Source organism: Flavobacterium sp. AC267, from assembly GCF_979258715.1.
Map to the genome: position 1 here is coordinate 3581197 of NZ_OZ409875.1, position 25773 is coordinate 3606969.

General features: G+C 32.3%; 28 protein-coding genes and 5 pseudogenes. 21 read left to right on the plus strand and 12 right to left on the minus strand.

Translation table 11 applies throughout. The annotated features are described in order from the left end of the window. Positions 1–89: 89 nt before the first annotated feature. Positions 90–2067: pseudogene (locus ACZZ95_RS18900) on the minus strand (alpha-ketoacid dehydrogenase subunit alpha/beta). A 187-nt stretch (positions 2068–2254) separates the two neighbouring features. Between ACZZ95_RS18900 and ACZZ95_RS18905 the strand changes: the two are divergent. From ACZZ95_RS18905 to ACZZ95_RS18945, 9 genes and pseudogenes are all read left to right on the plus strand, one after another. After that, complete coding sequence (locus ACZZ95_RS18905; protein WP_463470212.1) at positions 2255–3205, plus strand: isopenicillin N synthase family dioxygenase; 951 nt, start codon at positions 2255–2257, stop codon at positions 3203–3205. 120 nt (positions 3206–3325) lie between these two features. Next, positions 3326–3658 carry a translation initiation factor gene (locus ACZZ95_RS18910; RefSeq protein ID WP_463470213.1) on the plus strand — a complete coding sequence of 111 codons (333 nt, stop codon included), beginning with the start codon at positions 3326–3328 and terminating at the stop codon, positions 3656–3658. A gap of 90 nt (positions 3659–3748) precedes the next feature. Continuing rightward, complete coding sequence (locus ACZZ95_RS18915) at positions 3749–4618, plus strand: nucleoside phosphorylase (RefSeq protein ID WP_463470214.1); 870 nt, start codon at positions 3749–3751, stop codon at positions 4616–4618. A 47-nt stretch (positions 4619–4665) separates the two neighbouring features. Next, positions 4666–5058 (plus strand): VOC family protein, encoded by a 393-nt coding sequence (locus tag ACZZ95_RS18920; RefSeq protein WP_463470215.1) that lies wholly within the window; start codon positions 4666–4668, stop codon positions 5056–5058. A 71-nt stretch (positions 5059–5129) separates the two neighbouring features. Further along, complete coding sequence (locus ACZZ95_RS18925; protein WP_463470216.1) at positions 5130–5453, plus strand: DUF4265 domain-containing protein; 324 nt, start codon at positions 5130–5132, stop codon at positions 5451–5453. 139 nt (positions 5454–5592) lie between these two features. Further along, positions 5593–6445 (plus strand): annotated as a pseudogene (locus ACZZ95_RS18930) (substrate-binding domain-containing protein). 19 nt (positions 6446–6464) lie between these two features. After that, a pseudogene (locus ACZZ95_RS18935) lies at positions 6465–7399 on the plus strand (transglutaminase-like domain-containing protein). 146 nt (positions 7400–7545) lie between these two features. Next, positions 7546–7914: a hypothetical protein gene (locus ACZZ95_RS18940; protein ID WP_463470217.1), complete on the plus strand. Its 369-nt coding sequence runs from the start codon at positions 7546–7548 to the stop codon at positions 7912–7914. Between the two features lie 203 nt (positions 7915–8117). Next, a complete protein-coding gene (locus tag ACZZ95_RS18945) occupies positions 8118–9704 on the plus strand; it encodes an ABC-F family ATP-binding cassette domain-containing protein (protein ID WP_463470218.1) in 1587 nt (528 codons plus the stop codon). A 22-nt stretch (positions 9705–9726) separates the two neighbouring features. Here ACZZ95_RS18945 and ACZZ95_RS18950 read toward each other — a convergent pair whose 3' ends face one another. Then, positions 9727–10701, minus strand: coding sequence for an alpha/beta fold hydrolase (locus tag ACZZ95_RS18950; RefSeq protein ID WP_463470219.1), 975 nt, complete (start codon positions 10699–10701; stop codon positions 9727–9729). Between the two features lie 245 nt (positions 10702–10946). Between ACZZ95_RS18950 and ACZZ95_RS18955 the strand changes: the two genes are divergently transcribed. From ACZZ95_RS18955 to ACZZ95_RS18975, 5 genes and pseudogenes are all read left to right on the plus strand, one after another. Continuing rightward, positions 10947–11996 (plus strand): linear amide C-N hydrolase, encoded by a 1050-nt coding sequence (locus ACZZ95_RS18955; RefSeq protein WP_463470220.1) that lies wholly within the window; start codon positions 10947–10949, stop codon positions 11994–11996. Between the two features lie 127 nt (positions 11997–12123). After that, positions 12124–12441 carry an ArsR/SmtB family transcription factor gene (locus tag ACZZ95_RS18960; protein WP_095951192.1) on the plus strand — a complete coding sequence of 106 codons (318 nt, stop codon included), beginning with the start codon at positions 12124–12126 and terminating at the stop codon, positions 12439–12441. A gap of 4 nt (positions 12442–12445) precedes the next feature. Continuing rightward, on the plus strand, positions 12446–12913 hold the full coding sequence (locus ACZZ95_RS18965) for an SRPBCC domain-containing protein (protein ID WP_463470221.1): 468 nt from the start codon (positions 12446–12448) through the stop codon (positions 12911–12913). A gap of 6 nt (positions 12914–12919) precedes the next feature. After that, a complete protein-coding gene (locus ACZZ95_RS18970) occupies positions 12920–13297 on the plus strand; it encodes a DoxX family protein (RefSeq protein WP_463470222.1) in 378 nt (125 codons plus the stop codon). A 12-nt stretch (positions 13298–13309) separates the two neighbouring features. Next, positions 13310–13868 (plus strand): annotated as a pseudogene (locus tag ACZZ95_RS18975) (DUF4256 domain-containing protein). A gap of 45 nt (positions 13869–13913) precedes the next feature. On the opposite strand, the pseudogene ACZZ95_RS18980 reads toward ACZZ95_RS18975, so the two are convergent. Continuing rightward, a pseudogene (locus ACZZ95_RS18980) lies at positions 13914–14263 on the minus strand (DUF2200 domain-containing protein). Between the two features lie 133 nt (positions 14264–14396). On the opposite strand from ACZZ95_RS18980, the gene ACZZ95_RS18985 reads away from it, so the two are divergent. Further along, positions 14397–14804, plus strand: a complete 408-nt coding sequence (locus tag ACZZ95_RS18985) for a VOC family protein (RefSeq protein ID WP_463470223.1) — start codon at positions 14397–14399, stop codon at positions 14802–14804. A gap of 158 nt (positions 14805–14962) precedes the next feature. Here ACZZ95_RS18985 and map read toward each other — a convergent pair whose 3' ends face one another. The 3 genes from map to ACZZ95_RS19000 all read right to left on the minus strand — a co-directional run bounded on the left by map (position 14963) and on the right by ACZZ95_RS19000 (position 17174). Beyond that, complete coding sequence (gene map / locus ACZZ95_RS18990) at positions 14963–15727, minus strand: type I methionyl aminopeptidase (protein ID WP_463470224.1); 765 nt, start codon at positions 15725–15727, stop codon at positions 14963–14965. A gap of 127 nt (positions 15728–15854) precedes the next feature. Beyond that, the gene (locus ACZZ95_RS18995; RefSeq protein WP_463470225.1) at positions 15855–16523 is read right to left on the minus strand and encodes an SDR family NAD(P)-dependent oxidoreductase; all 669 of its coding nucleotides are present in this window, start codon (positions 16521–16523) and stop codon (positions 15855–15857) included. 81 nt (positions 16524–16604) lie between these two features. Further along, on the minus strand, positions 16605–17174 hold the full coding sequence (locus ACZZ95_RS19000) for a Crp/Fnr family transcriptional regulator (RefSeq protein WP_463470226.1): 570 nt from the start codon (positions 17172–17174) through the stop codon (positions 16605–16607). A 154-nt stretch (positions 17175–17328) separates the two neighbouring features. Here ACZZ95_RS19000 and ACZZ95_RS19005 point away from each other — a divergent pair, with 154 nt between their 5' ends. Beyond that, positions 17329–18546, plus strand: a complete 1218-nt coding sequence (locus ACZZ95_RS19005) for a hypothetical protein (RefSeq protein ID WP_463470227.1) — start codon at positions 17329–17331, stop codon at positions 18544–18546. A gap of 85 nt (positions 18547–18631) precedes the next feature. Here the strand turns inward: ACZZ95_RS19005 and ACZZ95_RS19010 are convergent, their stop codons facing one another. Then, a complete protein-coding gene (locus tag ACZZ95_RS19010) occupies positions 18632–18955 on the minus strand; it encodes a VOC family protein (RefSeq protein ID WP_463470228.1) in 324 nt (107 codons plus the stop codon). Between the two features lie 127 nt (positions 18956–19082). Between ACZZ95_RS19010 and ACZZ95_RS19015 the strand changes: the two genes are divergently transcribed. From ACZZ95_RS19015 to ACZZ95_RS19030, 4 genes are all read left to right on the plus strand, one after another. Beyond that, positions 19083–19586 carry a hypothetical protein gene (locus ACZZ95_RS19015; protein ID WP_463470229.1) on the plus strand — a complete coding sequence of 168 codons (504 nt, stop codon included), beginning with the start codon at positions 19083–19085 and terminating at the stop codon, positions 19584–19586. 142 nt (positions 19587–19728) lie between these two features. Continuing rightward, positions 19729–20814 (plus strand): serine hydrolase domain-containing protein, encoded by a 1086-nt coding sequence (locus ACZZ95_RS19020; protein WP_463470230.1) that lies wholly within the window; start codon positions 19729–19731, stop codon positions 20812–20814. Positions 20815–21043: 229 nt separating this feature from the next. Then, the gene (locus ACZZ95_RS19025; RefSeq protein ID WP_463470231.1) at positions 21044–21940 is read left to right on the plus strand and encodes a serine hydrolase domain-containing protein; all 897 of its coding nucleotides are present in this window, start codon (positions 21044–21046) and stop codon (positions 21938–21940) included. Then, complete coding sequence (locus ACZZ95_RS19030; RefSeq protein WP_463470232.1) at positions 21909–22103, plus strand: hypothetical protein; 195 nt, start codon at positions 21909–21911, stop codon at positions 22101–22103. Before ACZZ95_RS19025 ends, ACZZ95_RS19030 begins: the two co-directional genes overlap by 32 nt. An 87-nt stretch (positions 22104–22190) precedes the next feature. Here the strand turns inward: ACZZ95_RS19030 and ACZZ95_RS19035 are convergent, their stop codons facing one another. Continuing rightward, complete coding sequence (locus ACZZ95_RS19035; RefSeq protein WP_463470233.1) at positions 22191–22736, minus strand: HD domain-containing protein; 546 nt, start codon at positions 22734–22736, stop codon at positions 22191–22193. 152 nt (positions 22737–22888) lie between these two features. On the opposite strand from ACZZ95_RS19035, the gene ACZZ95_RS19040 reads away from it, so the two are divergent. After that, the gene (locus ACZZ95_RS19040; RefSeq protein WP_463470234.1) at positions 22889–23419 is read left to right on the plus strand and encodes a hypothetical protein; all 531 of its coding nucleotides are present in this window, start codon (positions 22889–22891) and stop codon (positions 23417–23419) included. Positions 23420–23578: 159 nt separating this feature from the next. Here ACZZ95_RS19040 and ACZZ95_RS19045 read toward each other — a convergent pair whose 3' ends face one another. From ACZZ95_RS19045 to ACZZ95_RS19060, 4 genes are all read right to left on the minus strand, one after another. Next, positions 23579–23902 carry a MarR family winged helix-turn-helix transcriptional regulator gene (locus tag ACZZ95_RS19045; RefSeq protein ID WP_463470235.1) on the minus strand — a complete coding sequence of 108 codons (324 nt, stop codon included), beginning with the start codon at positions 23900–23902 and terminating at the stop codon, positions 23579–23581. Positions 23903–24106: 204 nt separating this feature from the next. Beyond that, a complete protein-coding gene (locus ACZZ95_RS19050) occupies positions 24107–24466 on the minus strand; it encodes a VOC family protein (RefSeq protein ID WP_463470236.1) in 360 nt (119 codons plus the stop codon). Between the two features lie 112 nt (positions 24467–24578). After that, a complete protein-coding gene (locus tag ACZZ95_RS19055; protein ID WP_463470237.1) occupies positions 24579–24926 on the minus strand; it encodes a putative quinol monooxygenase in 348 nt (115 codons plus the stop codon). Positions 24927–25151: 225 nt separating this feature from the next. Beyond that, a complete protein-coding gene (locus tag ACZZ95_RS19060) occupies positions 25152–25691 on the minus strand; it encodes a DUF3575 domain-containing protein (RefSeq protein WP_463470238.1) in 540 nt (179 codons plus the stop codon). Positions 25692–25773: the final 82 nt, after the last annotated feature.

The window sequence follows — 25773 nt, forward strand, 5'->3', positions numbered from 1 at the left end:
TGCTATGTGTGAGGAACTAGTTTCTTTTTATTATCTCTTCTCAGAATAAAAATCTATGTAACTATGTGTTTAGTATAAAGTCCAAAAGTTTAATATTTCAATAATTCTTTCAAAACCTCTTCAAATCTATTTCTTGGTAAAAACTGATCTTCAAGCGCTTTTGTAAACGGAATTGGCGAATCTAAACTTGCCACTCTTTTTACTGGAGCATCCAAATATTCAAAACAATTCTCCATAATTAAAGCCGAAATGTCGCTGGCAATCCCGCCAAACATAGTGTCTTCTTGATAAATTATCGCTTTTCCTGTTTTTTTAACCGAAGCAAAAATCGTTTCAGTATCTAAAGGTTGCGGCTGTTCTTAAGTCAATTAAATCGGCTTCGATTTCTGGGTTTTGTGCCAAAGTTTCTAAAGCCCAATGTACTGGCGCACCAAAAGTGATAATTGTAACCGCATTTCCTTCTTTTAATAAAGCCGCTTTTCCTAACGGAATCGTGTAATAATCTTTAGGAACTTCTTGATAAATACTGCGGTATAATAATTTATGCTCAAAAAACAAAACCGGATTCGGATCATTTATAGCGGTATTTAAAAGTCCTTTTGCGTCATACGGAAATGCTGGATAAACGACCTTTAAACCTGGAGTTTTGGTAAACCAAGCTTCGTTTGTCTGCGAGTGAAATGGTCCCGCCTGAGTACCGCCGCCACAAGGCATACGTATAACAACATCGGCTTTTTCACCCCAGCGGTAATGTGATTTTGCCAATAAATTCACAATCGGATTAAATCCAGTTGAAACGAAATCGGCGAACTGCATTTCTACAATTGCTTTGTAATTATTGATTGATAATCCCATTGCGGCAGAAACAACAGCACTTTCGCAGATTGGAGTATTGCGAACGCGGTCTTTTCCAAAAAACTCTACAAAGCCGTCTGTAATTTTAAAAGCTCCGCCATATTCGGCAATATCCTGACCCATTATAACAAGGTTTCTATGGCGTTGCATCGATTCGTTTAAACCATTTCGAATTGCATCAATAAAACGAATATTTTCAGTTTCTGCTTCTGTGTTAACTTCTTCAAATAGATATGGTTTGTAAACATCATCTAATTCTCCGCTGTAAGTTGCTTCTATTTCAGGTTCGGCATTTGCCATCGCCCAATTTTCGTCAATTTCTTGTTTTATTTCGGCGTGAAATTGTTCGTCTATTTCAGCAGTAAGAATGCCTATTTCAGTCAGGTAATTTCTGTAATTTGCGACGGGATCTCTTTGCTCCCATTCTTTCATTAATTCCTGCGGCACATATTTAGTACCGCTCGCCTCTTCATGTCCGCGCATCCTGAACGTTTTAAATTCTAATAAAACGGGATGCGGATTCTCCTGCATTTCTTTCTTTAACTGAGATAATTTGTTGTAAACTTCAACAATATTATTTCCGTCAATAATCCAACTTTCAATTCCGTAGCCAATTCCTTTATCAGCAAGGTTTTCGCAGGCATATTGTTCGTTTGTCGGCGTTGAAAGTCCGTAACCATTATTTTCAATAATAAACATAACCGGCAGATTCCAAACCGCGGCAATATTCAAAGCTTCGTGAAAATCTCCTTCACTTGTTGCGCCTTCACCAGTAAAAACGGCAGTTATTTTTTTATTATTTTGAAGTTTATCGGCTAAAGCGATTCCGTCAGCGATTCCTAATTGCGGGCCAAGATGCGAAATCATTCCGATAATATTGTATTCCTGAGTTCCAAAGTGAAAACTTCTGTCGCGACCTTTTGTAAAACCATTAGCTTTTCCCTGCCATTGCGAAAATAAGCGGTGAAGCGGAATTTCTCTCGTAGTAAAAACACCAAGATTTCGGTGCATTGGAAGAATATATTCCGATTGATCTAAAACAGCGGTAACACCAACAGCAATAGCTTCTTGCCCGATTCCAGAAAACCATTTAGAAACCTTTCCTTGTCGAATCAAGATGAGCATCTTTTCTTCGATTAATCTTGGTTTTAATATCTTTTTATATAAATCTAATAATTGAGCGTCGGTTAAGTTTTGTCGGTAAAAAATCATTTATTTTTTGTTTTTTAGTGTTTCAAATATAACAATTTGCGCCAATTTTATAAGATTCTGAAATATTTTTTTAATCAGAAATCAGCTTTTAATGTCTGAGCTTAAGATTATTTTCTAAAATATTCTATACCTTTGTTAACGAAAGGTGCTTATGACACCTTTTGTTCTTAAATATAAAATGTAAAGTATGCAAAACATTCCTAGTGTAGACTTACGTGATTTCCTTTCGGACGACCCGAAACGTAAACAAAAATTTGTAAATGAAATCGGCAGTGCATTTGAAAACATTGGCTTCGTAGCCTTAAAAGGTCATTTTCTTGATGATCAATTGGTCAACGAACTTTATGGTGAAATTAGAAACTTTTTCGCCTTGCCAATAGAAACTAAGCATAATTATGAAATTCCTGGAATCGGCGGACAAAGAGGTTATGTTTCTTTTGGAAAAGAACATGCTAAAGGACGCAAAGAAGGAGATTTAAAAGAATTTTGGCATTTTGGTCAATACGTTGACGAAAATTCAAGATGGGCTTCAGAATATCCAGATAATGTGGAAGTTACTGAGTTACCTCGTTTTAATGTGGTTGGTAAAGAAGCATATCAAAAATTAGAAAAAACCGGCGTTTATGTTTTAAGGGCTTTGGCTTTACATTTAGGTCTTGACGAGTTTTATTTTGATGAATATGCAAAAGAAGGAAACTCAATTTTAAGACCAATCCACTATCCTCCAATTACTTCTGAACCAGAAAATGCCATTCGTGCTGCAACTCACGGTGATATCAATTTGATCACTTTGTTAATGGGAGCTCAAGGTAAAGGATTGCAAGTTCAAAATCATAATGGTGAATGGATTGATGCCATTGCACAAGATGATGAATTGGTAATTAATGTTGGAGATATGTTGTCAAGACACACCAATAACAAATTAAAATCTACGATTCACCAAGTGGTAAATCCGCCGAGAGAATTGTGGGGAACTTCACGTTATTCAATTCCGTTTTTTATGCATCCGGTAAGCGATATGCGTTTGGATTGTCTTGAAAATTGTATTGATGAAGAAAATCCAAAGAAATTCGAAGATATTTCTGCGGGTGAGTTCTTGCACGAACGTTTAGTAGAATTAGGTTTAATTAAAAAATAAAACTTAAATAAATTTCTCCCGAGGCTTCGGGATAAAAATTCCAAATTCCAATCTTCATTGGAGTTTGGAATTTGATTTTTATAAACTATATTTATTGTAATTATTTAGAGAATAAAAATTATGGATTTTAAAGATCAATTAAAGAATTTATTTCCAGATCATGTTGAATCAAATGAACCAGAACAAGTTGAAGAACAAGAACATGTCCTGTATGTTCAAAAAGAACCAATGATCTGTAAATTTGAAAAAAGAAAAGGAAAAGCAACCACAATTATTGAAGGTTATGAAGGCTCCGACGAAGATTTTAAAATCTTAGCCAAAGAAATCAAAAATAAATTAAGCGTTGGAGGCACTTTTAAAGATGATTCCATTATTATTCAAGGGGATTACCGTGATAAAATTATGGCAATTTTAAAAGAAAAAGGATTTAAAACCAAACGTGTAGGTGGATAGAATAAATTAAATTCCAATTTTTAAATTCCAAATTCCAAGTAAAAAAACTTAGAATCTTAGTACCTCAGAACCTTAGCAACTTAAAAAAAAATGATCCAATCATCAGAATTAATACTAAATCCAGACGGAAGTGTTTATCATTTAAACCTGCGTCCTGAACATATTGCACACGACATTATTTTTGTTGGTGACCAAAATAGAGTGGAGAAAATTACCCAATTTTTTGATTCAATTGAATATTCCACTCAAAAAAGAGAATTTAAAACCCAGACCGGAATTTACAAAGGCAAGAGAATTTCTGTAATTTCTACAGGAATTGGCCCAGATAATATTGATATCGTTTTAAATGAATTAGACGCCTTAGTTAATATCGACTTAAAGACTCGTGAACCAAAAGAAACGCTAACTTCACTAAATATTATCCGAATTGGAACTTCTGGTTCTTTGCAAGAAGATATTCCAGTAGACAGTTTCGTAATGTCAAAATTTGGTTTAGGATTAGACAATATGCTCCGCTCCTATTTAATTGATGATGTTTCGATTACTGAAATGGAAGACGCTTTTGTAAAACATACTAATTGGGATCCTAAAAAAGGAAAACCATACGTAACACAATGTTCTGAGGAATTAGAAAAACTAATTGAATCCAATAGAATATTTAAAGGAATTACAGCAACTGCGGGTGGATTTTACGGTCCGCAGGGAAGAGTTTTACGTTTAAATATTCAAGATGAAGAATTGAATAATAAAATGGATAATTTCATTTTTAATGAAACTAAAATCACTAATTTAGAGATGGAAACGGCAAGAATCTACGGACTTTCTGCTCTTTTGGGACATAATGCGTTGTCGCTTAATGCCATTATTGCTAATCGCGCTTCTGGAACATTTAGCGAAGATCCATACAAAGCTGTAGACGAATTGATCACTTACACTTTGGGTAAATTAGCGGGGAAATAATGAGATAATTAGAAATGTGATAATTTGATAATTATAAAAATAGCATTATGTTTTTGAGAGTTGCGCGACATACTAACAATTTAGAGAAAATTGAAAATTTTTATATCAATATTCTTGGTTTTGAAAGATTAGGCGGATTCCAGCATCATAATAATTATGACGGAGTTTTTATAGGAAAACCAGGTTTAGACTGGCATTTTGAATTTACAATGTCTGAAATTGAAGCCAAACATACTTTTGATGAAGATGATATTATCGTGCTTTATCCAAAAACAATGTCAAATTACAACGACTTAATACATACGATTACACAAAATAATATTGAAATGATACAAGCGGTTAATCCGTATTGGAATGAAAACGGAAAAATGATTCAGGATCCGGACGGTTACCGCATAGTTGTGTCATCATTAAAAGCCATAATAAACGAAATAGAATAATGTCGGAAACTCATAAAAAAATATTATTTAAATATTACAGCGATTATTTGGATGAAGTAGTTTCTGAAACCATGTGGGCAGAAATTATAGATTTGGAAAAAGGTCTTTTTAAATTGGATAATATTCCATTTTTTGGCCCATTAATTGCAACAGATGACATTTTTTATGCAGAATTTGATGAGACAGAACAACGTTTCATGCATAGAAAAACAATACAAAATTCAGGAAACTCAATTATACAAATAGCTGTTTTAGAAAAAGATTTTGACAAAGAAATCATCCGCGAACAATTAAAGGCAATAAATTGCTTGTCGGAAGGATTAAACGAAACTTTTTTTGCAAAGAGAAATTGCGAAAGATGTAGATTACACATTGGTAAGAAGCCTTTTGACTGATTATGAGTCAAAGGAAATTATCGAATTTGCAGAACCTTGTCTTTCAGAGAAACACAGAGCCGATTTATTAAAAAACTAAAAAAAAGAAAAACTAGATTACGCATACCAAGCAACTTAACTTAACTTAAACTTAAAAGAAATGAAAACTGTCAAAATTGCGGGTGTTCCGGAACACTTCAATTTGCCATGGCATCTATGTATAGAAAATGGCGAATTTGAAGCTGAGAACATCGACTTACAATGGAGAAATATTCCCGAAGGAACCGGAAAAATGTGTCAAATGCTCCGTGATGGAGAAACAGATCTAGCTGTTATTTTAACTGAAGGAATTCTAAAAGACATTGCGAACTGGAAATCCCAGTAAAATTATTCAGATTTATGTGCAGTCGCCTTTAATTTGGGGAATTCACGTTGATGCAAAATCTGATTTTCAAACCCTTAAAGATCTTAAAAACAAGAAAGCCGCCATTTCGAGAGTTGGTTCTGGATCGCAGTTAATGGCCTATGTAAATGCAAATGAGCAAGGCTGGCAGATGGACGATCTGGAGTTTGAAATTGTAAATACAATTGATGGCGCAGTTGATGCTTTGACCAATAAAAAAGCAGACTATTTTATGTGGGAACGTTTTATGACAAAACCTCTTGTAGACCAAGGAATATTTAGACGTATTGACGACTGCCCTACTCCTTGGCCTTCTTTTATAATTGCGGTACGCGAAGAATTCTTGAAAAAGAATCCAAAAGTTGTTGAAAAAATCCTTGAAATTATCAATAAAACAACGGTTGATTTCAAAGAAATTCCCGAAATTGACAAAAAATTATCTAAACTTTTTAATCAAAAAGCAGAAGATATTAAAGAGTGGCTGAAATTAACACAATGGTCACAGAAAAACCTAACAGAGAAAGCTTTTAATAAAATTCAAAATCAGTTATTTGATCTGGGAATTATTGATAAAAAAAGTATTTTTGTAGAAACCGTAAAAGCACTATAATACTGCTTTTTTGATTCGTATGATGAAATTCCCTAAAATTGACTTTCCGCAATTAAAATCCAAACTACAGGTGAAATCACCGTGGGACAGGATTATTATTATGCTTTTAAGTCTTTTTATTACCATTCCGATTTTCATCATACTGCATCAAAATCTTATCGATTTGGAGTGGGCATTCAATCTAGATCGTGTTTTTATCTTTATTTTTGTCTTTGCGAGCAATATTTTTCCTTCTAATGTATCTCAGAACAATAATTATATTGTGCATTGCCGTTTATTTATTGGTGTTGTTTTACGGAACAGTTATAGGAAATTATGGTTTCAGCGAAATCTCAGAAGATTATAATTCGATGATTTATACGATGTCTGATAATCCGTATCCGCAAGATATAATTGTGGCAAAACTGCTTCCATTTCCAAATAAATCAAAAATTATTAATGCAATAGAATATCAGAATCCGAGAGTGCGAAATTTTGCTATTATGGCAACAACCAAGCACTTTAAAGGTATTAGAGGTTATTCAGATTATAGAACAATTATTCAATGTTTTGCCGTTTTTAAGGAAATAAACGGCCGATGGAATTATGTGAATGATCCCAAAGAAGGTGATTATATTGCAACCGCGAGCGAATCTTTAGATTATTTCTCTGGCGATTGCGATGATCACTCTATTTTGATGGCGGCTAACGATTAGATCTATTGGCGGTACTCCCCGACTTATTCACACCAAAGGACATATTTATCCAGAAATTTTAATTGGTTCTACGATTGATTTGGAGAAAGTCAATTACTTAATAAAGAACGTTCTTTTTACTAAAGAAAGCTACGGTAAAAAATTGCATTACCATATTGACGAGCGCGGTCAAGTATGGATGAACCTTGATTATACGGCAACTTATCCAGGCGGTCCGTTCATGTACGAAGAAATATTAGGAGCCTTAACTCTTAATTAAAATCCCCTTTTCTTTTAGTCTTTCTTGATTAGATAAAAAATCAGTGTTTTTTATGAAGAAAAAAAACTTTATAAATATTTGATTATGAATAATATAATGTTGTTTTTTTTGTAACTTTTTCCTGTTTAACTTTTAACCCAATAATCATGAGAAACTCTAAATTATTTACCCTCGTAATTGCAATTGCTGTATTATTAATGGTATCATGCCATAGTAAAAGAGACAAACTTGTAAATTCATGGAAAGTTAGTGCTGTAGAACCAAAAATAGAAATGAATGATTCTACAAAAAATGCTATTTTAACAAATGGTACGCTCACTTTTACAGAAGATGGACACGTGACAGGATATTTGCTTCGAGAAATAACAGACGGGACTTACGCTTTAACTAAGAAAGGAACTAGTCTTGTTATTAAAGATGAAGTTGGAACACCTTATCCTTGTGTAAGCACAATTACAGAGGATAAACTAATTTTAGATGCTAAAGAAGCTAAAATAACATTAGATAAAATTTAAATTAAGCAGTAGCTTAAACTTTATACAAAAACCATTCTCTACGATTGTAAAGAATGGTTTTTTGATTTTTACAACTAAAATAAATATCTTTGTACTCTTCAAATTAAGCATTGACGTATGTGAAAAATAATTTCTTTCGAAAATTTTAGTAAGCAACCGTAATTTTACGGTCGCTTAATTATTTATCTTAAAAGAAAGGAACTATGCTTATTCTTCAAAATATCTCGTATCAGCACGAGAATAAAAATCTGCTGTTTCAAAACATTAGTTTTACTATAAACAATCACGATAAAGCCGCATTGGTTGGAAATAACGGTGTTGGAAAATCTACGGTATTGAAAATTATTGCTGGTGAACTACTGCCTTTTTCTAGGCGACTAAATCTAAATGCTAAACCTTATTTTGTACCGCAATTGTTTGGTCAGTTTAATGATCTGACAATAGCTGAAGCTTTACATATAGAGAACAAACTAAAATCACTTAAAGCAATACTTGAAGGTGATGTAAGTGAAGAAAATCTAGAATTATTAAATGATGACTGGACAATTGAAGAGCGATGTCAAGAAGCTTTATCGTATTGGAAACTTCAAAATTTGGATCTGAACCTGAAAATGGAAACGCTGAGCGACGGACAGAAAACGAAAGTTTTCCTGGCTGGAATTATGATCCATGAACCCGAGTTGGTTTTGTTGGATGAACCGAGCAATCATTTGGATTTTGAAGGAAGAACGTTATTATATGATTTTATTAAATTTACTTCAAGTTCGTTATTAATTGTAAGTCACGACAGAACATTGCTTAATATTCTTAATAAGACTTTAGAAATGAGTAAAAATGGGATTTCTGTTTATGGCGGCAATTATGATTTTTACAGCGAACAGAAAAAGATTGAAAATAATGCCTTAGAACAAGATGTACAGAGTAAAGAAAAAGCCTTGCGAAAAGCAAAAGAAAAGGAACGTGAAACGATTGAACGTCAAAACAAATTAGATTCAAGAGGGAAAAAGAAACAGGAAAAATCGGGTGTTGCACGCATTATGATGAATACGCTCCGAAATAAAGCAGAAAACAGCAGTTCGAAAATAAAAGATGTTCACGCAGAAAAAATCGGCAGTATTTCTGATGATCTGCGACAGTTGCGATCGTCGCTTCCAGCGATTGATCAGATGAAATTTGGTTTTAATGCTACTGCATTTCATAAAGGCAAAATACTTTTTAAAGCAGATGAAATCAATTACAGCTATGAAAATCAATTGCTTTGGAAAGAAAACCTGAGTTTTGAAATTCTTTCAGGAGACCGTTTGGTTTTAAAAGGTTCAAACGGCTCTGGAAAAACTACTTTAATAAAAATAATTTTGGGAGAATTAAATCCAAAGCTTGGAAATATTCAATCCTTAAATAAAAAGGCAATTTATATCGATCAGGATTATTCCCTGCTCGACAACAACTTAAATGTGTATCAGCAAGCTCAAGTTTTTAACGATTCAGGTTTAGAAGAACATGAAATAAAAATGAGGCTCAATCGCTTTTTATTTTCACAAAATGATTGGGACAAACCCTGCGGTGCTTTGAGCGACGGAGAAAGAATGCGCCTGATGCTTTGCTGTTTGACAATAAGTAATGAGTCGCCCGATATTATTATTTTGGATGAACCGACTAATAATCTGGATATTCAAAATATCGAAATTCTAACGGCGACGATTAATGAATATCAGGGAACTTTGATAGTTGTTTCGCACGATCAGTTTTTTTTGGAACAAATCAATATTGAAAAACAAATTCTGCTTTAAATAAAATAATTAGCGCCGAAAACTAATTTGGCGCTAATTTATAGATTTCACTACAAATTAAATCAGGTTGCTGAAGCGTTATATAATGACCGCTTTTCTGCGCAAAAATCTGTTTGCTGTGAGATGACAAATTCAGAAGATCAACTTGTAAAGCATTGTGAACCGATAAATATTCTTTTTCTAAGTTTTTATCTTTCGCGCCTTCTACTCCATCTGGATATTTAGCTGTAATTATGGTTAACGGAACAGCGCCAAAATTAGTAATTCGCGACGCTTCATTCATTAATTTTTCATCATTTTCCAGTTCAGCCATCATTCCGTCAAAAATGCGGTAAAAATAGGTTTTCACATTCTGATTGAACCAATGTTTCTCTGGAACTGCGGTTGTAAAAGAAACGTTGCTGTACAAAATCCTGATCACACCAATTTCGTTTAAGAAACTTAAAAACTTTTTGGAGGCGACTGTACGGAATTTTTTTAAAGCTTCAGAAGATTTTTCTAATTGCTTTGGATGGGAAACATCAACAAATACAATTCCTGCCAGATCTTTTGTGTTTTCTTTAATAAATAATCTTGGCGTAATACCTCCAAAAGAATGTCCGACCAAAATATAAGGTTTTGGGCATTTTGTTTTCTCTAAAAGCTGTTTTAAATCATCGGCATATCTTCTTAATGATATATTTTTTGCTGGCTCACTCCATAAAATTCCTGCTTTATCATACGAAATGGTGGTATATTTTTGAGAAAGTTTCTTCTGAATTTCCTGCCAATGCAGATAATCTCCGCCCAAACCAGATTCAAAAATGATGGTGCAGGAACCTTTTCCTTCTTTCTTGTAATGAATTTTTCGGCCCTCAACTTCAACAAATTCCGAATCCTGCGGTCGTTTGCTGTTGTAATAGACTCTTGAAATATGTTCAAACAAAAATCCGATTGCAATTAACGCCAGCAGAATTAATATCACTATTTTGAAACCTTTGAAAATCTTTTTTATCATTTTAAAGTTGTTTTGGCGTGTAAATATCGTTTGTTCCAAAAATACTTTAATTCTATTCAAACCACAATATTATTTATAATTATTCCAGATAATATTGATTAAAAACCGAAGTATCTTAAAAAAAGATTTTCTATAACTATTGAATTGAAATTCAAATCAATACAAAAAAGACGTAAATTGCATAGAGAGGTTTTATTTACAAATTAGTTGTCTGCAAAGTATACGCTTAATCAAAATTAAAAACTATGAAATCACGAAACAGATTTTTTGCACTTTTACTTGCCTTTACTCTTATTTCTGAAATTGCGTTTCCCTGCACAAGAGTTGTCTACGAAGGCTTAAATGGCACGATAATAACGGCAAGGTCAATGGACTGGAAAGGAGAAATTCCAGCTAATTTATGGATTTTTCCACGGGGAATTGAACGTTTTGGAGAAGCAGGAACGAGTTCTATTAAATGGAAATCTAAATATGGAAGCGTAATTACGAGTTCTTGGGATATTGCGTCTTCTGATGGTATGAACGAAAAAGGACTTGTCGGTAATCTGTTATGGCTGGTAGAATCTCAATATCCGAAATTTGAGAAAAACGGAAAAGTAAAAGGTCTGGCCGTTTCGCTTTGGTCGCAATATGTTCTGGATAATTTTTCGACTGTTTCTGAAGCTGTAAATGCGTTAGAAAAAAAAGATTTTGTTATTGCATCTTCCCATATTCCCGGAACCGATATTTTTGCAACAGTACATCTAGCAATTTCTGACGCCAGCGGTGATAATGCTATTTTCGAATATGTCAATGGAAAACTGGTCATTCATCACGATAGAAAATATGTTACCATGACGAACTCGCCTATTTTTGATGAACAATTGGCGATCAATACCTATTGGAAAAGTATTCCTGGCACCGTTATGCTTCCCGGAACTAATAGAGTCGCAGATCGTTTTGTGAGAGCTTCATATTATATTGATGCTATTCCGAAAACAGATGATACGAGAAAAGCTTTGGCAAGTGTATTTGGCGTTATAAGAAATTGTTCTGTTCCCTTGGGAATTGCATCAGAAACAGAACCTAACATCTCCTCTACCCGCTGGAGAACTGTTGCCGACCAAAAAAATCTAGTTTATTATTTTGATAATGTTTTAAATCCGAATGTGATTTGGGTCGAATTCAGTAAAATTGATTTTAGTGAAAAAGGAAAAATTAAAAAATTGAGTCTGGCTAATAACGAAAATTATTCTGGTGAATCGTTGTTGAATTTTAAGGAATTTAAACCTTTTCAGTTTGCTGGATTGGATTAAAATAGATGGAAAATGATATGTAAAACCTTCAAATTTAAAAGTTTGAAGGTTTTTTATTAAAAATAATCATCAGATTATATTGCGCAGTCAAATGACTTCATTATATTTGCAGTCAAATAACTGCATAATGGAAATTAGAAGAGATGTTTTTCAAGCTATAGCCGATCCTACGCGAAGAGCTATTTTAAGTTTAGTCGCTATACAAGCAATGACACCTGGGGCAATTGCAGATAATTTTGATTCGTCGAGACAGACCATTTCGAAACACATTAAAATATTAAATGAATGTGAATTACTGCACCAAATACAAAATGGCAGGGAAATTTATTATCATTTAAATCCTCAAAAAATGAAAGAAATCGACAGCTTTATTGAACCCTTTAGAAAAATGTGGGACGATCGTTTTAATAAGTTGGAAGCAATCATGAAAAATTATAAAAAATAAAAACATGGAAAGAAAAACGAAAATTGAAGCAGAAAACGGCAGACAAGATCTTGTAATCACAAGAGAATTTGATATTCCAGTTGAATTATTATTTAAAGCTTATATCGAACCTGAAATTGTAGAACAATGGATGGGAACAAAAGTTTTGAAATTGGAAAATAAAAAACATGGCGGCTGGCATTTTGAAACAAGCGATCCCAACGGAAACGTGGTATTTAGTGCTAATGGCGCTATTCATGATTTTGTGCCCAATGAAAAAATAACGAGAACTTTTGAAATGGATAATGCAAATTTCGCCCCTCAATTGGAGTTTTTAGAATTTGAAAAGCTGACCGACAAAACCAGTATATTAACGATGCAGATTATTTATAAATCAATTGAACATAGAGAACAGCAGTTAAAATTGCCCTTTGCGCAAGGTTTAAATATGGCGCATAACAGATTGGAAGAAATTGTAACGAACCTAAAATAAAATAGTATGTCTAAACGAAATAAATTTATTTACTGGATTGCCACGATTTGGCTGGCTTTAGGAATGACTTCTACGGGAATTGTACAGCTCATTAAGATGAAAGAAGAAACCGAAATGATGACCCATTTAGGATATCCGCTTTATTTTTTAACGCTTTTAGGTGTTTGGAAATTATTAGGTGTAATTGCAATACTTATTCCTAAATTTGGTTTACTGAAAGAATGGGCTTACGCAGGTTTTTTCTTTGCTATGTCTGGTGCGGTAATTTCTCATTTAGCATGCGGAGATGGTGCCAAAGAACTTTTTGGCCCGCTATTATTAATTGTTTTGACTATTTTCTCTTGGTATTACAGGCCTGCAGAGAGAAAGTGTTTTGTAAATTAAAAAAAGAATCAGATGAAAAAAGTATTAACTACAAACGAGCAGGATGAGATTTTAAGTACGCTTGAAAAACGTTTTGAGAAGAATTTAAATCGGCATAAAGATTTAGATTGGACAAAAATTGAAGCAAAATTAAAATCCAATCCTGAAAAGTTATGGTCGCTTGAAGAAATGGAAAGAACTGAAGGAGAACCAGATGTTATTGGTTACGATAAAAAAACAGATGAATATCTTTTTGCCGATTGCTCTGCTGAAAGTCCAAAGGGACGCAGAAGTATTTGTTACGATCATGAAGCACTCGAAAAAAGAAAAGAAAACAAACCTAATAACAGCGCTGTAAATATGGTCGCTGAAATGGGAATTGAAATTTTAAACGAAGAACAATACAAAGAATTACAGAAGTTAGAGAAGTTTGATACTAAAACATCGAGCTGGATTTTGACAGTCGCCGGAAATACGAAAATTAGGCGGTGCAATTTTCTCTGACTTTAGATACAATACCGTTTTTGTATATCATAATGGCGCAGAATCGTATTATGCCGCAAGAGGTTTTCGCGGTTTACTGCGAGTTTAAAAATAGCAAAAGCCTCCGAAAGATTTCATTTTGGAGGTTCTCTATTTACTCTCTTAAAATCTTTTCCATCTTTTTCCTTTTGCCAATTCGTCTACCAATTTATCCAAATAACGAATTTTCTGCATCAGCGGATCTTCGATTTCTTCTACACGATAACCACAGATAACGCCTGTAATTTTAGATACATTCGGATTCAATTTTGGTGCTTCAGCAAAGAAGGTTTCAATGTCGGCCTTTTTCTCAATTTGAGCTTTAAGTTCTTCGTCGCTGTATCCTGTTAACCATTTGGTTACGATATCTACTTCTTCTTTGGTTCTGCCTTTCTTTTCTGCTTTTTGAATGTATAAAGGATAGACGCTTGAAAATAGTATTTTATATACTCTATCGTTTTTCATTTTACTCTTTTTTTAGATCAATTATGCTGTAGTGTAAATATAATTCAAAACTTAAAAAACGGCAACGGAATAAATTATTTTATACCTTAGATTTAGTTTTAACAGTTCAATCAGTAATCTAAAAACTATTTTTATGGAAAACGAGAATAATTCAAACGACAACACACCAAAAGTTACAGGAATAGGCGGTATTTTCTTTTTTCTTGATAATCCAAAAGAGACTAAAGATTGGTATGCCAAAAATTTAGGATTAGAAATTAATGATTGGGGTTCTGCGAGTTTTGAATCGCGAAATCTTGAGAAACCAGATCAAATAGAATCGACTCAATGGTGTCCATTTAAAACGGGTGATGAATATTTTTCTCCATCCAAAAAGGATTTTATGGTGAATTACCGTGTTCAAAATATTGAAGGTCTATTAGAAAAACTCAAACAAAACGGAGTAACTATTCTGGATGATATTGAAACGTACGATTATGGGAAATTTGTCCACATTATGGATACCGAAGGCAATAAAATAGAACTTTGGGAACCAATTTAAATTAATTATTAATTATTAATTATTAATTATTAATTATTAATTGTTAATGGTTGATAGTTAATAGTTAATAGTTAATAGTTGTTTTAGATTGATTGAAAAAAAACATATAAAAAAAGCTCCATTATTTTCTAATGGAGCTTTCGTTTTTTTATCTAATTTTAATTCCAGATTTCATTCATTTCTGTCAAAATAATTGGTTTGCCTTCTGTCACAACAATCGTATGTTCGTCTTGCGCCATAAAGCCGCCTTTGTTACCAACCATTGTCCATCCATCCTGCAAAGTTTCAGCATAAGTAGAAGTTGTGGAAATAAACGTTTCTATCGCAACTACAGAATTCTTTTTGAATCTTGTCAAATTGAATCGGTCTCTATAATTGGCTATTTCGTGCGGTGCTTCGTGAAGGTTTCTCCCTACTCCATGTCCCGTTAAGTTTTTAATGACTTTATAACCTCTTTTTTTAGCTTCTGTTTCAATTAAAAAACCAATATCAGAAATACGAACGCCTCCTTTTATATTGTGAATCGCTTTATGCAAAATCTGTTTGGAAGCTTCAACCAGTTTTTGATGTTCGTTTACATCGGAACCAATTACAAACGAGCCTCCGTTATCTGACCAAAAACCATCTAACTCGGCAGAAACATCTATATTGATTAAATCGCCTTCTTGAAGAATTCTATTTTCTGAAGGGATTCCGTGACAGAATTCATTTCCAACGCTGATACAAGTCCATCCAGGAAAACCATAAGTCAAATATGGTGCAGATTTAGCGCCGAGATCGTTTAGTATTTGTCCGCCATAATCATCCAATTCTTTGGTCGACATGCCGGCTTTTGCAAACTTTCTCATTTCTTTTAAGGTGAATGCAACTGCTTCACTTGCTTTTTTCATTCCTGCTAATTCTGCTTCTGTTGTAATTGACATAGTTCTTTCTTTAAAGTTATTCAATTGAATATTTCACAAAACTACCATTTTTTTATTTTACCAAGGACTTTCTTCGCTTTCGTCTTCAATATCATTGCTGAAGAATTTTCCAGTTGGCCCGTTTTCATTAGTCAGCGTGTGTTTTATAATGAAAGTTGTCAGCGCTTTCTACACTTCCCGGCCCGCTGAAATGATTAAAATCTGTAGCGGTATAACCTGGGTCGATTGAATTTACTTTGAAACCTAAATCTTTTAATTCGTAAGCCAAAGTAACAGTAAAAGCGTTTAAAGTTGCTTTGGATGAAACATAAGAAACGGCTTTAATAGCGTAATATTTCCAAGAAGGATCGCTATGCAACGTAAGTGAACCAAGACCCGAAGTGATATTGCTAATTATCGGATTCTTAGACTTTTTAAGCAATTCAATAAACGCTTGTGTAACTCTAATTACGCCAAAAAAGTTAGTATCAAAAGTACTCTGGATCTTTTCTACAGCAGTTGTCGAAGGATCTTGCGGTGTATCTCCTAAAACTCCAGCATTATTGATTAGAATATCTAATTTTCCCTGCTCCTTTTCTACAATTTCTTGTGCTTTTAAAACACTTTCGTCGTTTGTAACATCAATTTGAATCGCTTTAATGTTTCTAAAACCTTGCTGTGTTAGTTCTTTTACCACTTCCTCGCCTTTTGCAAGATCACGGCTTCCTAAATAAACAAATAATCCTTTTTCTGAAAGCTGTTTAGCGGTTTCTAAACCAATGCTTCTGTTTGCGCCTGTAATTAATACTGAATCCATTTTTTTATCTTTTTAAATTATTGAGTACAAAGTCTGCGTCGATAAAAAACAAAAACATTTGCCATATGGCAAAAAGCGATTTTAGCGAATATTTTTTCGTATTCTGCTTAAAGAAGATTGTGTAATTCCGAGATAAGAAGCCAAATACGAAAGCGGTACGCGATTAATAACTTTTGGAAACATTTCCATAAAAGATAAATAACGAGTTGTAGCATCTTCTGAAACCAACGGACTTCTTCGGGCTACTTTCTGAATTAAAGCTTTTGAGATAATTTTGTGTACAATAGTATCCCAGCCAATAATGGTGATCAGCAGTTCTTCCCAATCTTTTTTAGAAAAAACAATCATCTTGCAATCTGTAACGGCTTGTACGTAAGCTGAGGAACAAATACTATTTTGAAAACTTTCGAGGTCGACAACAAGATTATTTTCGTCTATAAAGTATTTCGTTATTTCTTCGCCTTTGTTATTATAGTAACAAACCCTCATTATTCCGTCTACAATAAAACCAACTTCTACAGCGATTTTACCAGCTTCTGAAAAATAAGCATCTTTAGGAATGGCTCGTTCTTTAGCTTTGGTCAAAATTAAATCAATTTGCCGCTGATTTAAATTACCAAACTGTAATAAGTATTCTACTAATTCTTTCATGCACGAAAGTTAAGTATAAGTTTTTAATGGAAATTTGTCATATGGCAAAAAAATAGTATTCTGAAAAGCTGAATTTTCAATAAATTTTAGTCCGTCTTCGGCATTATTCTTACTTTGCATTGGTTTATTTACGGTAACAATCTTTATAAGAGAAATGAAAATTATAAAAAGCAGTTTTTTCAAGCCTAGGAAATGTGAGTACGGCAATTTTGAAATAATACCCGATGAGGGCTGGGAATTTTCGCAGACATTCATTGATTATGAATCTAAACTTTTAATAGTATCTCTAAGTATTGTAGATAAAACCAAATGGGAAAATCTGGGTTATAATGGCACCGTGATTCCAACCAAACAATATAAAATTGATTTGAATACGCTTCGTATTTTAGAATTTGAAGAGTGGAAAGAGTATTTCAATTACAATAAAATTGAAATAATTAGTGACGATAAAAAGTACAAATTGATCACTCAAAGGGTTTTTAAACCAGAAAACAATAATGATTCAATCATTGAAGAATTATTTGATAATGTTTCTGGCGATCTTATAAGTTCAAGCCGTTCCATTGCTTTTCGTGAAGATAAATATGAAAATTTATTAGAAAATAAATATCGTTCGGAAAGGGAATTAGAAGAGCGAATAAGAATATATAATGCCAAACCGAATTTAGTCGCATTCTATACGATTCAGATTAATCAGTTAAAAGATCAAGATGTTATAATTTATTATTATGATGCTCTTGATACATTTAAACTTACTTTCTTAAATGATGAATTTGTTTTATCTAAAGGAGATATATTTCCTTCAAAACAAGAAGATTGGCAATCATTACACTATGATGAAATCGCTGTTTACTCTACTATAGATGAATTTTGGAAAGAATTTAGTAAAGATGAAAAATGGTATTTAAAGTATAGCGTACATTACGGATTTGATCATAAACCATTGGTCTTGGCAAAACAAGTAACGGAATATTTGAATGAATTGCGTGAGGAACAAAAACCTTCATTTAAAGAATATGAAAAAATTAATGAATGGCAGGGAATAGTTTGGAGTGACGAGTATAAAAAGAAAGAAATAAAACAGTGGTGTTCTAATTGTTTTAAACCAGTGAATTATAATGGACGCTATCCAAAGTATATTTGTCAAGAATGTGCTTCTAAAGACGCATACGATGCAGATGGAAATGTACTTGAGTTTTCAAACCTCGGAATGTCAGGCGGTTTCAAGGCAATTACAAAAAATAAGGAAGGAGAAATTATCAAAGAAAATGATACCGACCAATTTTGTGATTGTATAATTGATGGTAAATTGTTTTTTGCACAAGAGGCAAGATTTGGCGGCATAGTAATTCAACTTAAAGATTCACAATAAATTGAGATTGAATCACATTCCCGGCCAATACAGAAAATTAAATTTATGCCCGTCCGGATCCGAAAAACCGAAAGTATAACCTTGTTCAAAATTTTCTGGTTCTGAAAATATAGTTCCGCCAATTTTTTTTGACTTTTTCGTGCCAAAGCTCTACTTCTTCCCTACTTACGACCGATAAAGAAAATATGATTTCATTTTCAGATTTAGTATTCGTTATATTGCCTTTTAGAGCATTTTTAAATCTCTTGGAAGTGAAAAAGTTAATTATAAAATTGCTGTCTCCAAAAGAGAAACTCACCAATTCTTCTGTTTCTTTTCCGTTTTGTACGAAACCTAGATTTGTGTAAAACTGAATTGTTTTTTGCAAATCAGATGAAACCAAATTTCCCCATATCATTTTCGTTTTCATAAACTTTGATTTTATTAAATTGATTTACACTAAGTTAATTAAATTATGCTAGATTTAAGAAAACAATTCTAATTTATAGACTGCCTCTGTAAGTTTTTTTCTATCTTAGCTTAATAGACAAAGAACTATGAAATTTATAAAACCTTTTTCCTCCTTATTACTTTTGATACTTACTGGATGTATTGGAAACTTGAGTCCAAATGGCGGTAATTCTTCTGTAGATTATCCTTATTTTATTACTACCGAACCAATAATAGTGAAGAAAATTTTAGTGCCTAAAGGAACAAGATTAACATACGATGAACACTTTTTTGTAAAAGGAAAACAAGACCATACTATGAGCGAAAAGCGCTTAACGAGTATAAAATTACCCGAAGGACAAACCCTAAATTGGGGCGGTATTCCTATTTATTGGATTGAAAAATTTTTCAATTCTGAAATGCGCGGTTATACTGTTTATGCTGATTTCAGCAAATTGAGTGAAGATAAAAAAACGAAATTTGCTAAAATATGGCAAGGCTGTACCGACGGTTTAAGCATCACTGTCAAAGAAATCGACGATTGGTCTTTTAATAAAGTAAATATTGCTGATATTGAAAGCTGCAAGCGTACAGTATCAACGTTATTTTAAAGATGACAAAGAGCGAAGCAGGCTTTTTTAGATGATATGCTCAATGAGCTTAGAAAAGTGGATTCGAAATAAAAATCAACTCAAAATACTTCCTTTAAAATACAACAAATCAAAAAATAACTAAACACCAAACCTTTAACCAATGAAAATATTTTCAAGAATCTTAATCTTATTAATAATATGTCAAGTCGCTTATGGACAAACTGCCGCAAAGAAAATTGATTCGATTTGCCAGTCAATTTCAAAGAAAAATCCAGAAGTTGGAATCAGTGTTGGATTTCTTGATAATGGTAAAGAATACTTTTTTAATTATGGAAAAATAAGCAAAGAAAGTAAGCAGGCAGTAAATGAAAAAACAATTTATGAAATTGGTTCTATCACTAAACTTTTTACGGGAAATTTAATAGCACAAGCCAGCAATGAAGGTAAATTAAAAGTTGATGATTTTATAGATGGATATCTGCCAGATTATAAGTTATCAAAAGAACTTCAAAACAAAATAAAAATTTCAGATTTAGCTTCTCATCAATCTGGTCTGCCCGATTTAGATTTCAAAAAATTGACAGAACTAAATCCGAAACAGCCTTTAGATATAAGTAAAGAATTGGTTCATTCTATTATCAATGAGAAAACAGAATTAATTGATTATGGCAATTATCGCTACTCTAATATGAGTTTTATCTTGCTTGGCGCCATACTAGAAAAGGTATATGGAAAAGATTATGAGACTTTAATAAAAGAAAAGATTCTCACTCCAACAAAAATGGAAAACACGTTCACTTCTTCTTATACTGTTGAAAATATGGTAACAGGCTACGATTATAAAGGCGTTCAGCAAGATTTTTTCAATTGGAATACAGTAGTTGCGCCGGCAGGTCTGCTTAAATCTAATACATCAGATTTAACGAAATTGGTTAAGAGTATTTTATCTAATAAAACTGAAATTTCAAAAGCGCCGACAATAAGCGAAAATACCTTTTATAAAAATACACTGAGAGAAATTGGCTTAGGACTTCAAATGGAGCGAACAAATGATGATGTTTATTTATATAAAACAGGAAATACAATGGCTTGTTCTTCGATTCTGGCTTATAATAAAAAGGCAGATTGGGGTTTGGTGATTTTGTTAAATCATAACAATTCTGGAATTGTAGCAGATTTAATTAATACAAATTATGATCAAGTGTCGCAGAAAAAAATCATTTCAACTTCTAAAAATAAAAAATAGTTTTCAAATTAATGAAAAATGAATTGCTGAAAACTCCTTTAATATATTTAAGGAGTTTTTTTTTATATCGCTGAAAATTAAGGTATTGAAATTAGTGTTTTCTATTTTTGTAAAAAGTCGTACTATTATTTTTTAAAGAAAAGCGTTCGACTTTTTTTAGTCGGTCGCGTAAGACTAGTTTCTTTTCACATTTGTATCGAAATAAATTTCTAACACAAAAAACGATACTATGAAAACTTCAGTAAAAATTTTAGCAGGGCTTTTAATAATGAGTAACATTTCTTTTGGACAAGATATTACCAAAAAAATTGATTCTATAATAAAGGATAATTATCAAAAAAATCCCAACGTGGGAATCAGTGTTGGTTTAGTTCAAAATAATAAAGAGTACTATACTTCCTACGGTAATTTGAACGCAGAAACTCAAACTAAAATTGATAAAAACTCAATCTTCGAAATTGCGTCTATTACTAAAATTTTAACTTCTAATTTAATTGCACAGGCAGTAAATGAGAATAAAATTAAAACAGATGATTATATAGATAATTTTATTCCCAAAGAGTATGTACTGCATCCAAACCTTAAAAACAAAATAAAAATTTCAGACTTGGCATCTCATCAATCCGGCTTACCTGATATAGATTTTGCAAAGCTGATAGAATTGAATCCACAGCGACCTGTAAGCATTGTTACCCAAGAAACGCTGACTGCTCTAGTTAATAATTGTACAGAACTAAAAGATTATGGTAAATATCGCTATTCAACTATTGGTTATACTTTACTTGGTCAAATACTTGAAAAAGTGTATCATAAAAGTTACGATGAAATTATAAGAGAGAAAATAATTATTCCCTTAAAGTTGAAAAATACTTTTACTACAGATTTTAATGTAAAGAATATCACAACAAGTCATAATCCTGAAGGAGGTATTCAAGAATTCTTTAATTGGAATATTACAGCGCCCGCAGGATTAGTAAAATCAAATACATCTGATATGGTTACTTATTTAAAGGCTGTTTTAAATAAAGATAATGCGGTTGGTAAAGCGACTTTAATTACAGAAAAAAATCTTTTACAAAGACGAAAAAAGGGAAATGGGATTAGGCTTAGGTATCATGACAGATGATAAGAATACCATCTATTCTAAATCAGGCGACTCTATGGGACAGTCCTCTATTATCTGTTATAACAGAGCTCAAAATTGGGGAATTATTATACTGCTGGATCAAAGAAATTCAAAAATGAGACAAGAACTAGTGAATCAGATTTATGATACCGTATTGAAATAGTTTATAAAAAACAACCTCCAAAATGAAGCCATTTGGAGGTTATTTTTTTAGTTAGAAGAACTTAAAAAACGATAATACTCTTTAATTTTATTTTTTAATCTTTCTGCCAAATATTTGTTGCCGTCTTGCAAACTCATGTAATATAATTTCGGCTTCTTCGATGTATTTCAGTTTTTTTTCGTCATTCCAATAATATGGAGGTTCATACAAATTTGATATTCTATCGGCCATTTTTACAGCCCAGACTTCTATCGGCTGTTGTTTTATTCTGCTCAAACTATCACGCATTTTTTCAAACGAATCCGCAATGTTTTCATTTTTGGTTAATGCCAAAACTCCCGACGCAACCTGACCTCCAAATAAATCATTTACTTTTTCATAGTCAAATGCTGTATCTTCTATGGTATCATGGAGCATCGCACATTTAACAGCTAAATCAGAATTCATATTTTCTGTTAAACGAACGGCATTTAGAACTTCAAAAACAACGCTTCCGATATGATTGATGTATTCTACCCTTTCTCCTTCATTAACACCACCATATTTTTGCCCTTCATGCAATTTTGAAACCAATTGCCAAACATTCTGAATTTCATCTATTGACCAGTCTTTTTGTTGTTCTATATTTTGCATATTGATTTTTTAGATTTAATGTAATTTATTGCTTTTTTTGGAGATCTGCAATAATTCAGTTGAAGGTTTTACTTTTTTTTACTAAAATCAATAACACAGAAATATTTTGAATTAACGCGATATGTTTATATTAGCCGAACAAATAGTAATGTATGCCCAAAACTTTAAAAATTACAGTTCTCAATAATGAGGATATAAAATTCCTGAAAACAAAACTCAAGAAGAGCTACTTAGGCTGGTTGATTTTCTCTCTATTTTCGGTTGTTTTTCCTGCTTTTTGTATTTATGCCATCATCACTAATGATGAGTTAGAGGATAAAGGATTTCTAATTTTAATAGTTCTAATTATTTTCGGACTTTGGATTTACCTTACGATTAGGGGAATATTAGACACAATAAAAGAACAGCAGAATTTACTATCGCAGACTAAAATTGAGGGCGATACAATAGTTTTAGAAAAAGAAATTGTTACGATTGAAGGACACGAGTCTGATAGTACTTCGCACCAAATAAAAATTTATTCAGCAGTTGAAGAAAAACATAAAAGCATTTGGATAAATCAAAAATATTATGAAAAAATCCAGATCGGAGATTCGATATGGATTGAATATTTTTTGGATTGTAATTACATCAAAACATTACGATTTGATGGACAAAATATTAAGTCTAAAACTTTTATGTAGAATTAAAAACAATTGCAAATATGACTGGTTCTGGATATGAGTATTTTGATGAAGATGCTTTTTAACAAGTACAAAAAAACTCCTTAAAAAATTAAGGAGTTTTTTTATATCAAAGTCGGTTTTACGATGCTTTTGGCCATTATAACATATACACTTCTTCTATTCGGTCTTATTAATAGCAATAAGTTTTACCATGTTAGAATTGAAAGATGGAAGATTTTCATTTAAAATAGAAAAGAATTCAATGTCAGCATTTTCAACTTCAATAATTGCTTTTTGCAAAACGCTTTCTCCAGTATTTGTGAGCCGAATTGTTTTTGCCCTTGTATCCGTTTGATGTTCATGTCGCGTTATGAAAGCTTTTTCTTCCAGCGTTCGCAATACTTTAGATACCATCATTCTGTCGGCATTACTTTGGTTGGCAATGTCAATTTGTGTTACAGAATCACTTTTTTTTGAAAGCCAGCCTAATGCGACCAACAATACAAATTGCGTCTGGGTTAAATCTAACGGATCTAATACTTTTTTTAGTTTACGCTCGCCAAAGCATTGTCAGTTGTCCCAGCAAATAACCTGGACTATCTTTTGGACTTTTAAAATGAAAATTAATTTCTTTAGACATAAAATGATATTGAAACAGTTGTTTTTCTTCCAGAATTTCTTTCTAAAATTAGTAAATAATTACATTTATTTTGTTTCTAGAAAAGTAAGTTTATAACCGTCAAGATCTTTAACATGAAATGCTCTTCCAAAAGGAGTTTCAATAATTGGGCCAGCAGTAGTTACTTCATTTGCGATGAATTTTTCTTTCAAATCATCTACATTTTCGTTTACTGCAAACCAAAGCGCTACTCCTGTTCCTAATTCTTTTCCTTCTATAGGTTCGAGCGGTGTACGAATAGCAAAACTTGCCTGCCCTTCATTATACTTAAAAATACAGGCTTGAGGATTAGTATTTCCAATCTCGAATCCTAATTTTTTCTCATAGAAGTTTTTTGATGCTTCTAGATTTTTTACTTGCACTGATGCAAAAGTTAATTCTCTCATTTTTACTATATTTAAATTGTTGTCGCAAATATAGTATCCGCGACAACAATAAACAAGTGATTTTGAATTTTTCTTTTTTGATTAGTAAAATGTTGCTTAGCTTTCAAAAATACTATTCATTCAATTTTCTAAACAACAATTTCATTGATTCAGAATCAATTGTATTCATATCGACCAATTTGAGTGCTTTAACCATTTTGATCGTTGTTGTTTTATATTTTAGAAAATGAGGCGTTCTTAAATGGGATTGATAAGAATCTTGATCCTTATACATTTCTAAAATTCTTATTTGCGTTGAATCATTTTTTTGATACATAGGAAAAATTGCTAAAACTCCAGGTTCTAATTTTACTGATGCAACAGATTCTTCTTTAAGTATAGTCTTGTATTCTGATAAAAATTCCGGAAAAATTTCAATTTCCGAAATACGAACCATCATCTCTTTTTTTTGAGCAGACATAGAACTGGAAGTAAAAATTATGGTTAAAAGTATTAAATGCAACAATGGTTTTTTTGAAAAAATGTTTCGGAAATTGAGGATAAGATTTGCCATATGTAAATTCATGTAATTATTTGGTATTTATTATTTTGAATAAATTTATAAATCGTATTTAAGTATCTCTATTATCGCATCAGAATATGAAATAAAAAGTCTTTAAAAAGCTTTTACCATATTATTATTATCTTAAAACCTATAACCTAACTGAACACCAAATCTTACAACTTGAGTATGATCCGTTTTATCGGCATTAAACAATAACTTTCCCCAGCCAGCATTAATTTCAAATATAATTCCACTTTTAGTAACCCATTTACTTCCCAAGCCTAAACCTAGCGAAAAATCGATTACATCAGAGCCTTCAGTAAATATTGAACTATCATTTACATCATATATTTTTTTCCCATCAATTGAGCTTAACATTCCAAATCCTTCCGCAAAAAATCCAGAGGCATATTTCTTTCCAAAGTATCTTCTATAATACGGAGAAATAGAATAATTTAAATCATCTTCTGATTTTTCGTTATTGAATACGGTAAAAAGAGAAACACCTATTGATGATTTTTTGTTTAAATTTCTCTCATAAGTTCCTTCAAAGACACCTAATAAAGGCAAAAAAACATTTACTTTGACTTCATTTTTTTTCTCATGGACTGAGTTGTCATTTTGGGCATTAACTGCAAAAATCGAAAATAACATTACAATAATTAAGTACTTTTTCTTCATAAATTTTAGTTTGATTGTTCACGTCAAACATATAATAATCTGTTTCATTAGATGTTAATAATATCTGTGTGCGAAGTTAAAT

Coding starts and splice junctions, on each gene's coding strand:
- ACZZ95_RS18905 (WP_463470212.1), top strand. CDS start 2,255: ATGCAAAACATTCCTAGTGTAGACTTACGTGATTTCCTTTCGGACGAC.
- ACZZ95_RS18910 (WP_463470213.1), top strand. CDS start 3,326: ATGGATTTTAAAGATCAATTAAAGAATTTATTTCCAGATCATGTTGAA.
- ACZZ95_RS18915 (WP_463470214.1), top strand. CDS start 3,749: ATGATCCAATCATCAGAATTAATACTAAATCCAGACGGAAGTGTTTAT.
- ACZZ95_RS18920 (WP_463470215.1), top strand. CDS start 4,666: ATGTTTTTGAGAGTTGCGCGACATACTAACAATTTAGAGAAAATTGAA.
- ACZZ95_RS18925 (WP_463470216.1), top strand. CDS start 5,130: ATGTGGGCAGAAATTATAGATTTGGAAAAAGGTCTTTTTAAATTGGAT.
- ACZZ95_RS18940 (WP_463470217.1), top strand. CDS start 7,546: ATGAGAAACTCTAAATTATTTACCCTCGTAATTGCAATTGCTGTATTA.
- ACZZ95_RS18945 (WP_463470218.1), top strand. CDS start 8,118: ATGCTTATTCTTCAAAATATCTCGTATCAGCACGAGAATAAAAATCTG.
- ACZZ95_RS18950 (WP_463470219.1), bottom strand. CDS start 10,701: ATGATAAAAAAGATTTTCAAAGGTTTCAAAATAGTGATATTAATTCTG.
- ACZZ95_RS18955 (WP_463470220.1), top strand. CDS start 10,947: ATGAAATCACGAAACAGATTTTTTGCACTTTTACTTGCCTTTACTCTT.
- ACZZ95_RS18960 (WP_095951192.1), top strand. CDS start 12,124: ATGGAAATTAGAAGAGATGTTTTTCAAGCTATAGCCGATCCTACGCGA.
- ACZZ95_RS18965 (WP_463470221.1), top strand. CDS start 12,446: ATGGAAAGAAAAACGAAAATTGAAGCAGAAAACGGCAGACAAGATCTT.
- ACZZ95_RS18970 (WP_463470222.1), top strand. CDS start 12,920: ATGTCTAAACGAAATAAATTTATTTACTGGATTGCCACGATTTGGCTG.
- ACZZ95_RS18985 (WP_463470223.1), top strand. CDS start 14,397: ATGGAAAACGAGAATAATTCAAACGACAACACACCAAAAGTTACAGGA.
- map (WP_463470224.1), bottom strand. CDS start 15,727: ATGTCAATTACAACAGAAGCAGAATTAGCAGGAATGAAAAAAGCAAGT.
- ACZZ95_RS18995 (WP_463470225.1), bottom strand. CDS start 16,523: ATGGATTCAGTATTAATTACAGGCGCAAACAGAAGCATTGGTTTAGAA.
- ACZZ95_RS19000 (WP_463470226.1), bottom strand. CDS start 17,174: ATGAAAGAATTAGTAGAATACTTATTACAGTTTGGTAATTTAAATCAG.
- ACZZ95_RS19005 (WP_463470227.1), top strand. CDS start 17,329: ATGAAAATTATAAAAAGCAGTTTTTTCAAGCCTAGGAAATGTGAGTAC.
- ACZZ95_RS19010 (WP_463470228.1), bottom strand. CDS start 18,955: ATGAAAACGAAAATGATATGGGGAAATTTGGTTTCATCTGATTTGCAA.
- ACZZ95_RS19015 (WP_463470229.1), top strand. CDS start 19,083: ATGAAATTTATAAAACCTTTTTCCTCCTTATTACTTTTGATACTTACT.
- ACZZ95_RS19020 (WP_463470230.1), top strand. CDS start 19,729: ATGAAAATATTTTCAAGAATCTTAATCTTATTAATAATATGTCAAGTC.
- ACZZ95_RS19025 (WP_463470231.1), top strand. CDS start 21,044: ATGAAAACTTCAGTAAAAATTTTAGCAGGGCTTTTAATAATGAGTAAC.
- ACZZ95_RS19030 (WP_463470232.1), top strand. CDS start 21,909: ATGGGATTAGGCTTAGGTATCATGACAGATGATAAGAATACCATCTAT.
- ACZZ95_RS19035 (WP_463470233.1), bottom strand. CDS start 22,736: ATGCAAAATATAGAACAACAAAAAGACTGGTCAATAGATGAAATTCAG.
- ACZZ95_RS19040 (WP_463470234.1), top strand. CDS start 22,889: ATGCCCAAAACTTTAAAAATTACAGTTCTCAATAATGAGGATATAAAA.
- ACZZ95_RS19050 (WP_463470236.1), bottom strand. CDS start 24,466: ATGAGAGAATTAACTTTTGCATCAGTGCAAGTAAAAAATCTAGAAGCA.
- ACZZ95_RS19055 (WP_463470237.1), bottom strand. CDS start 24,926: ATGTCTGCTCAAAAAAAAGAGATGATGGTTCGTATTTCGGAAATTGAA.
- ACZZ95_RS19060 (WP_463470238.1), bottom strand. CDS start 25,691: ATGAAGAAAAAGTACTTAATTATTGTAATGTTATTTTCGATTTTTGCA.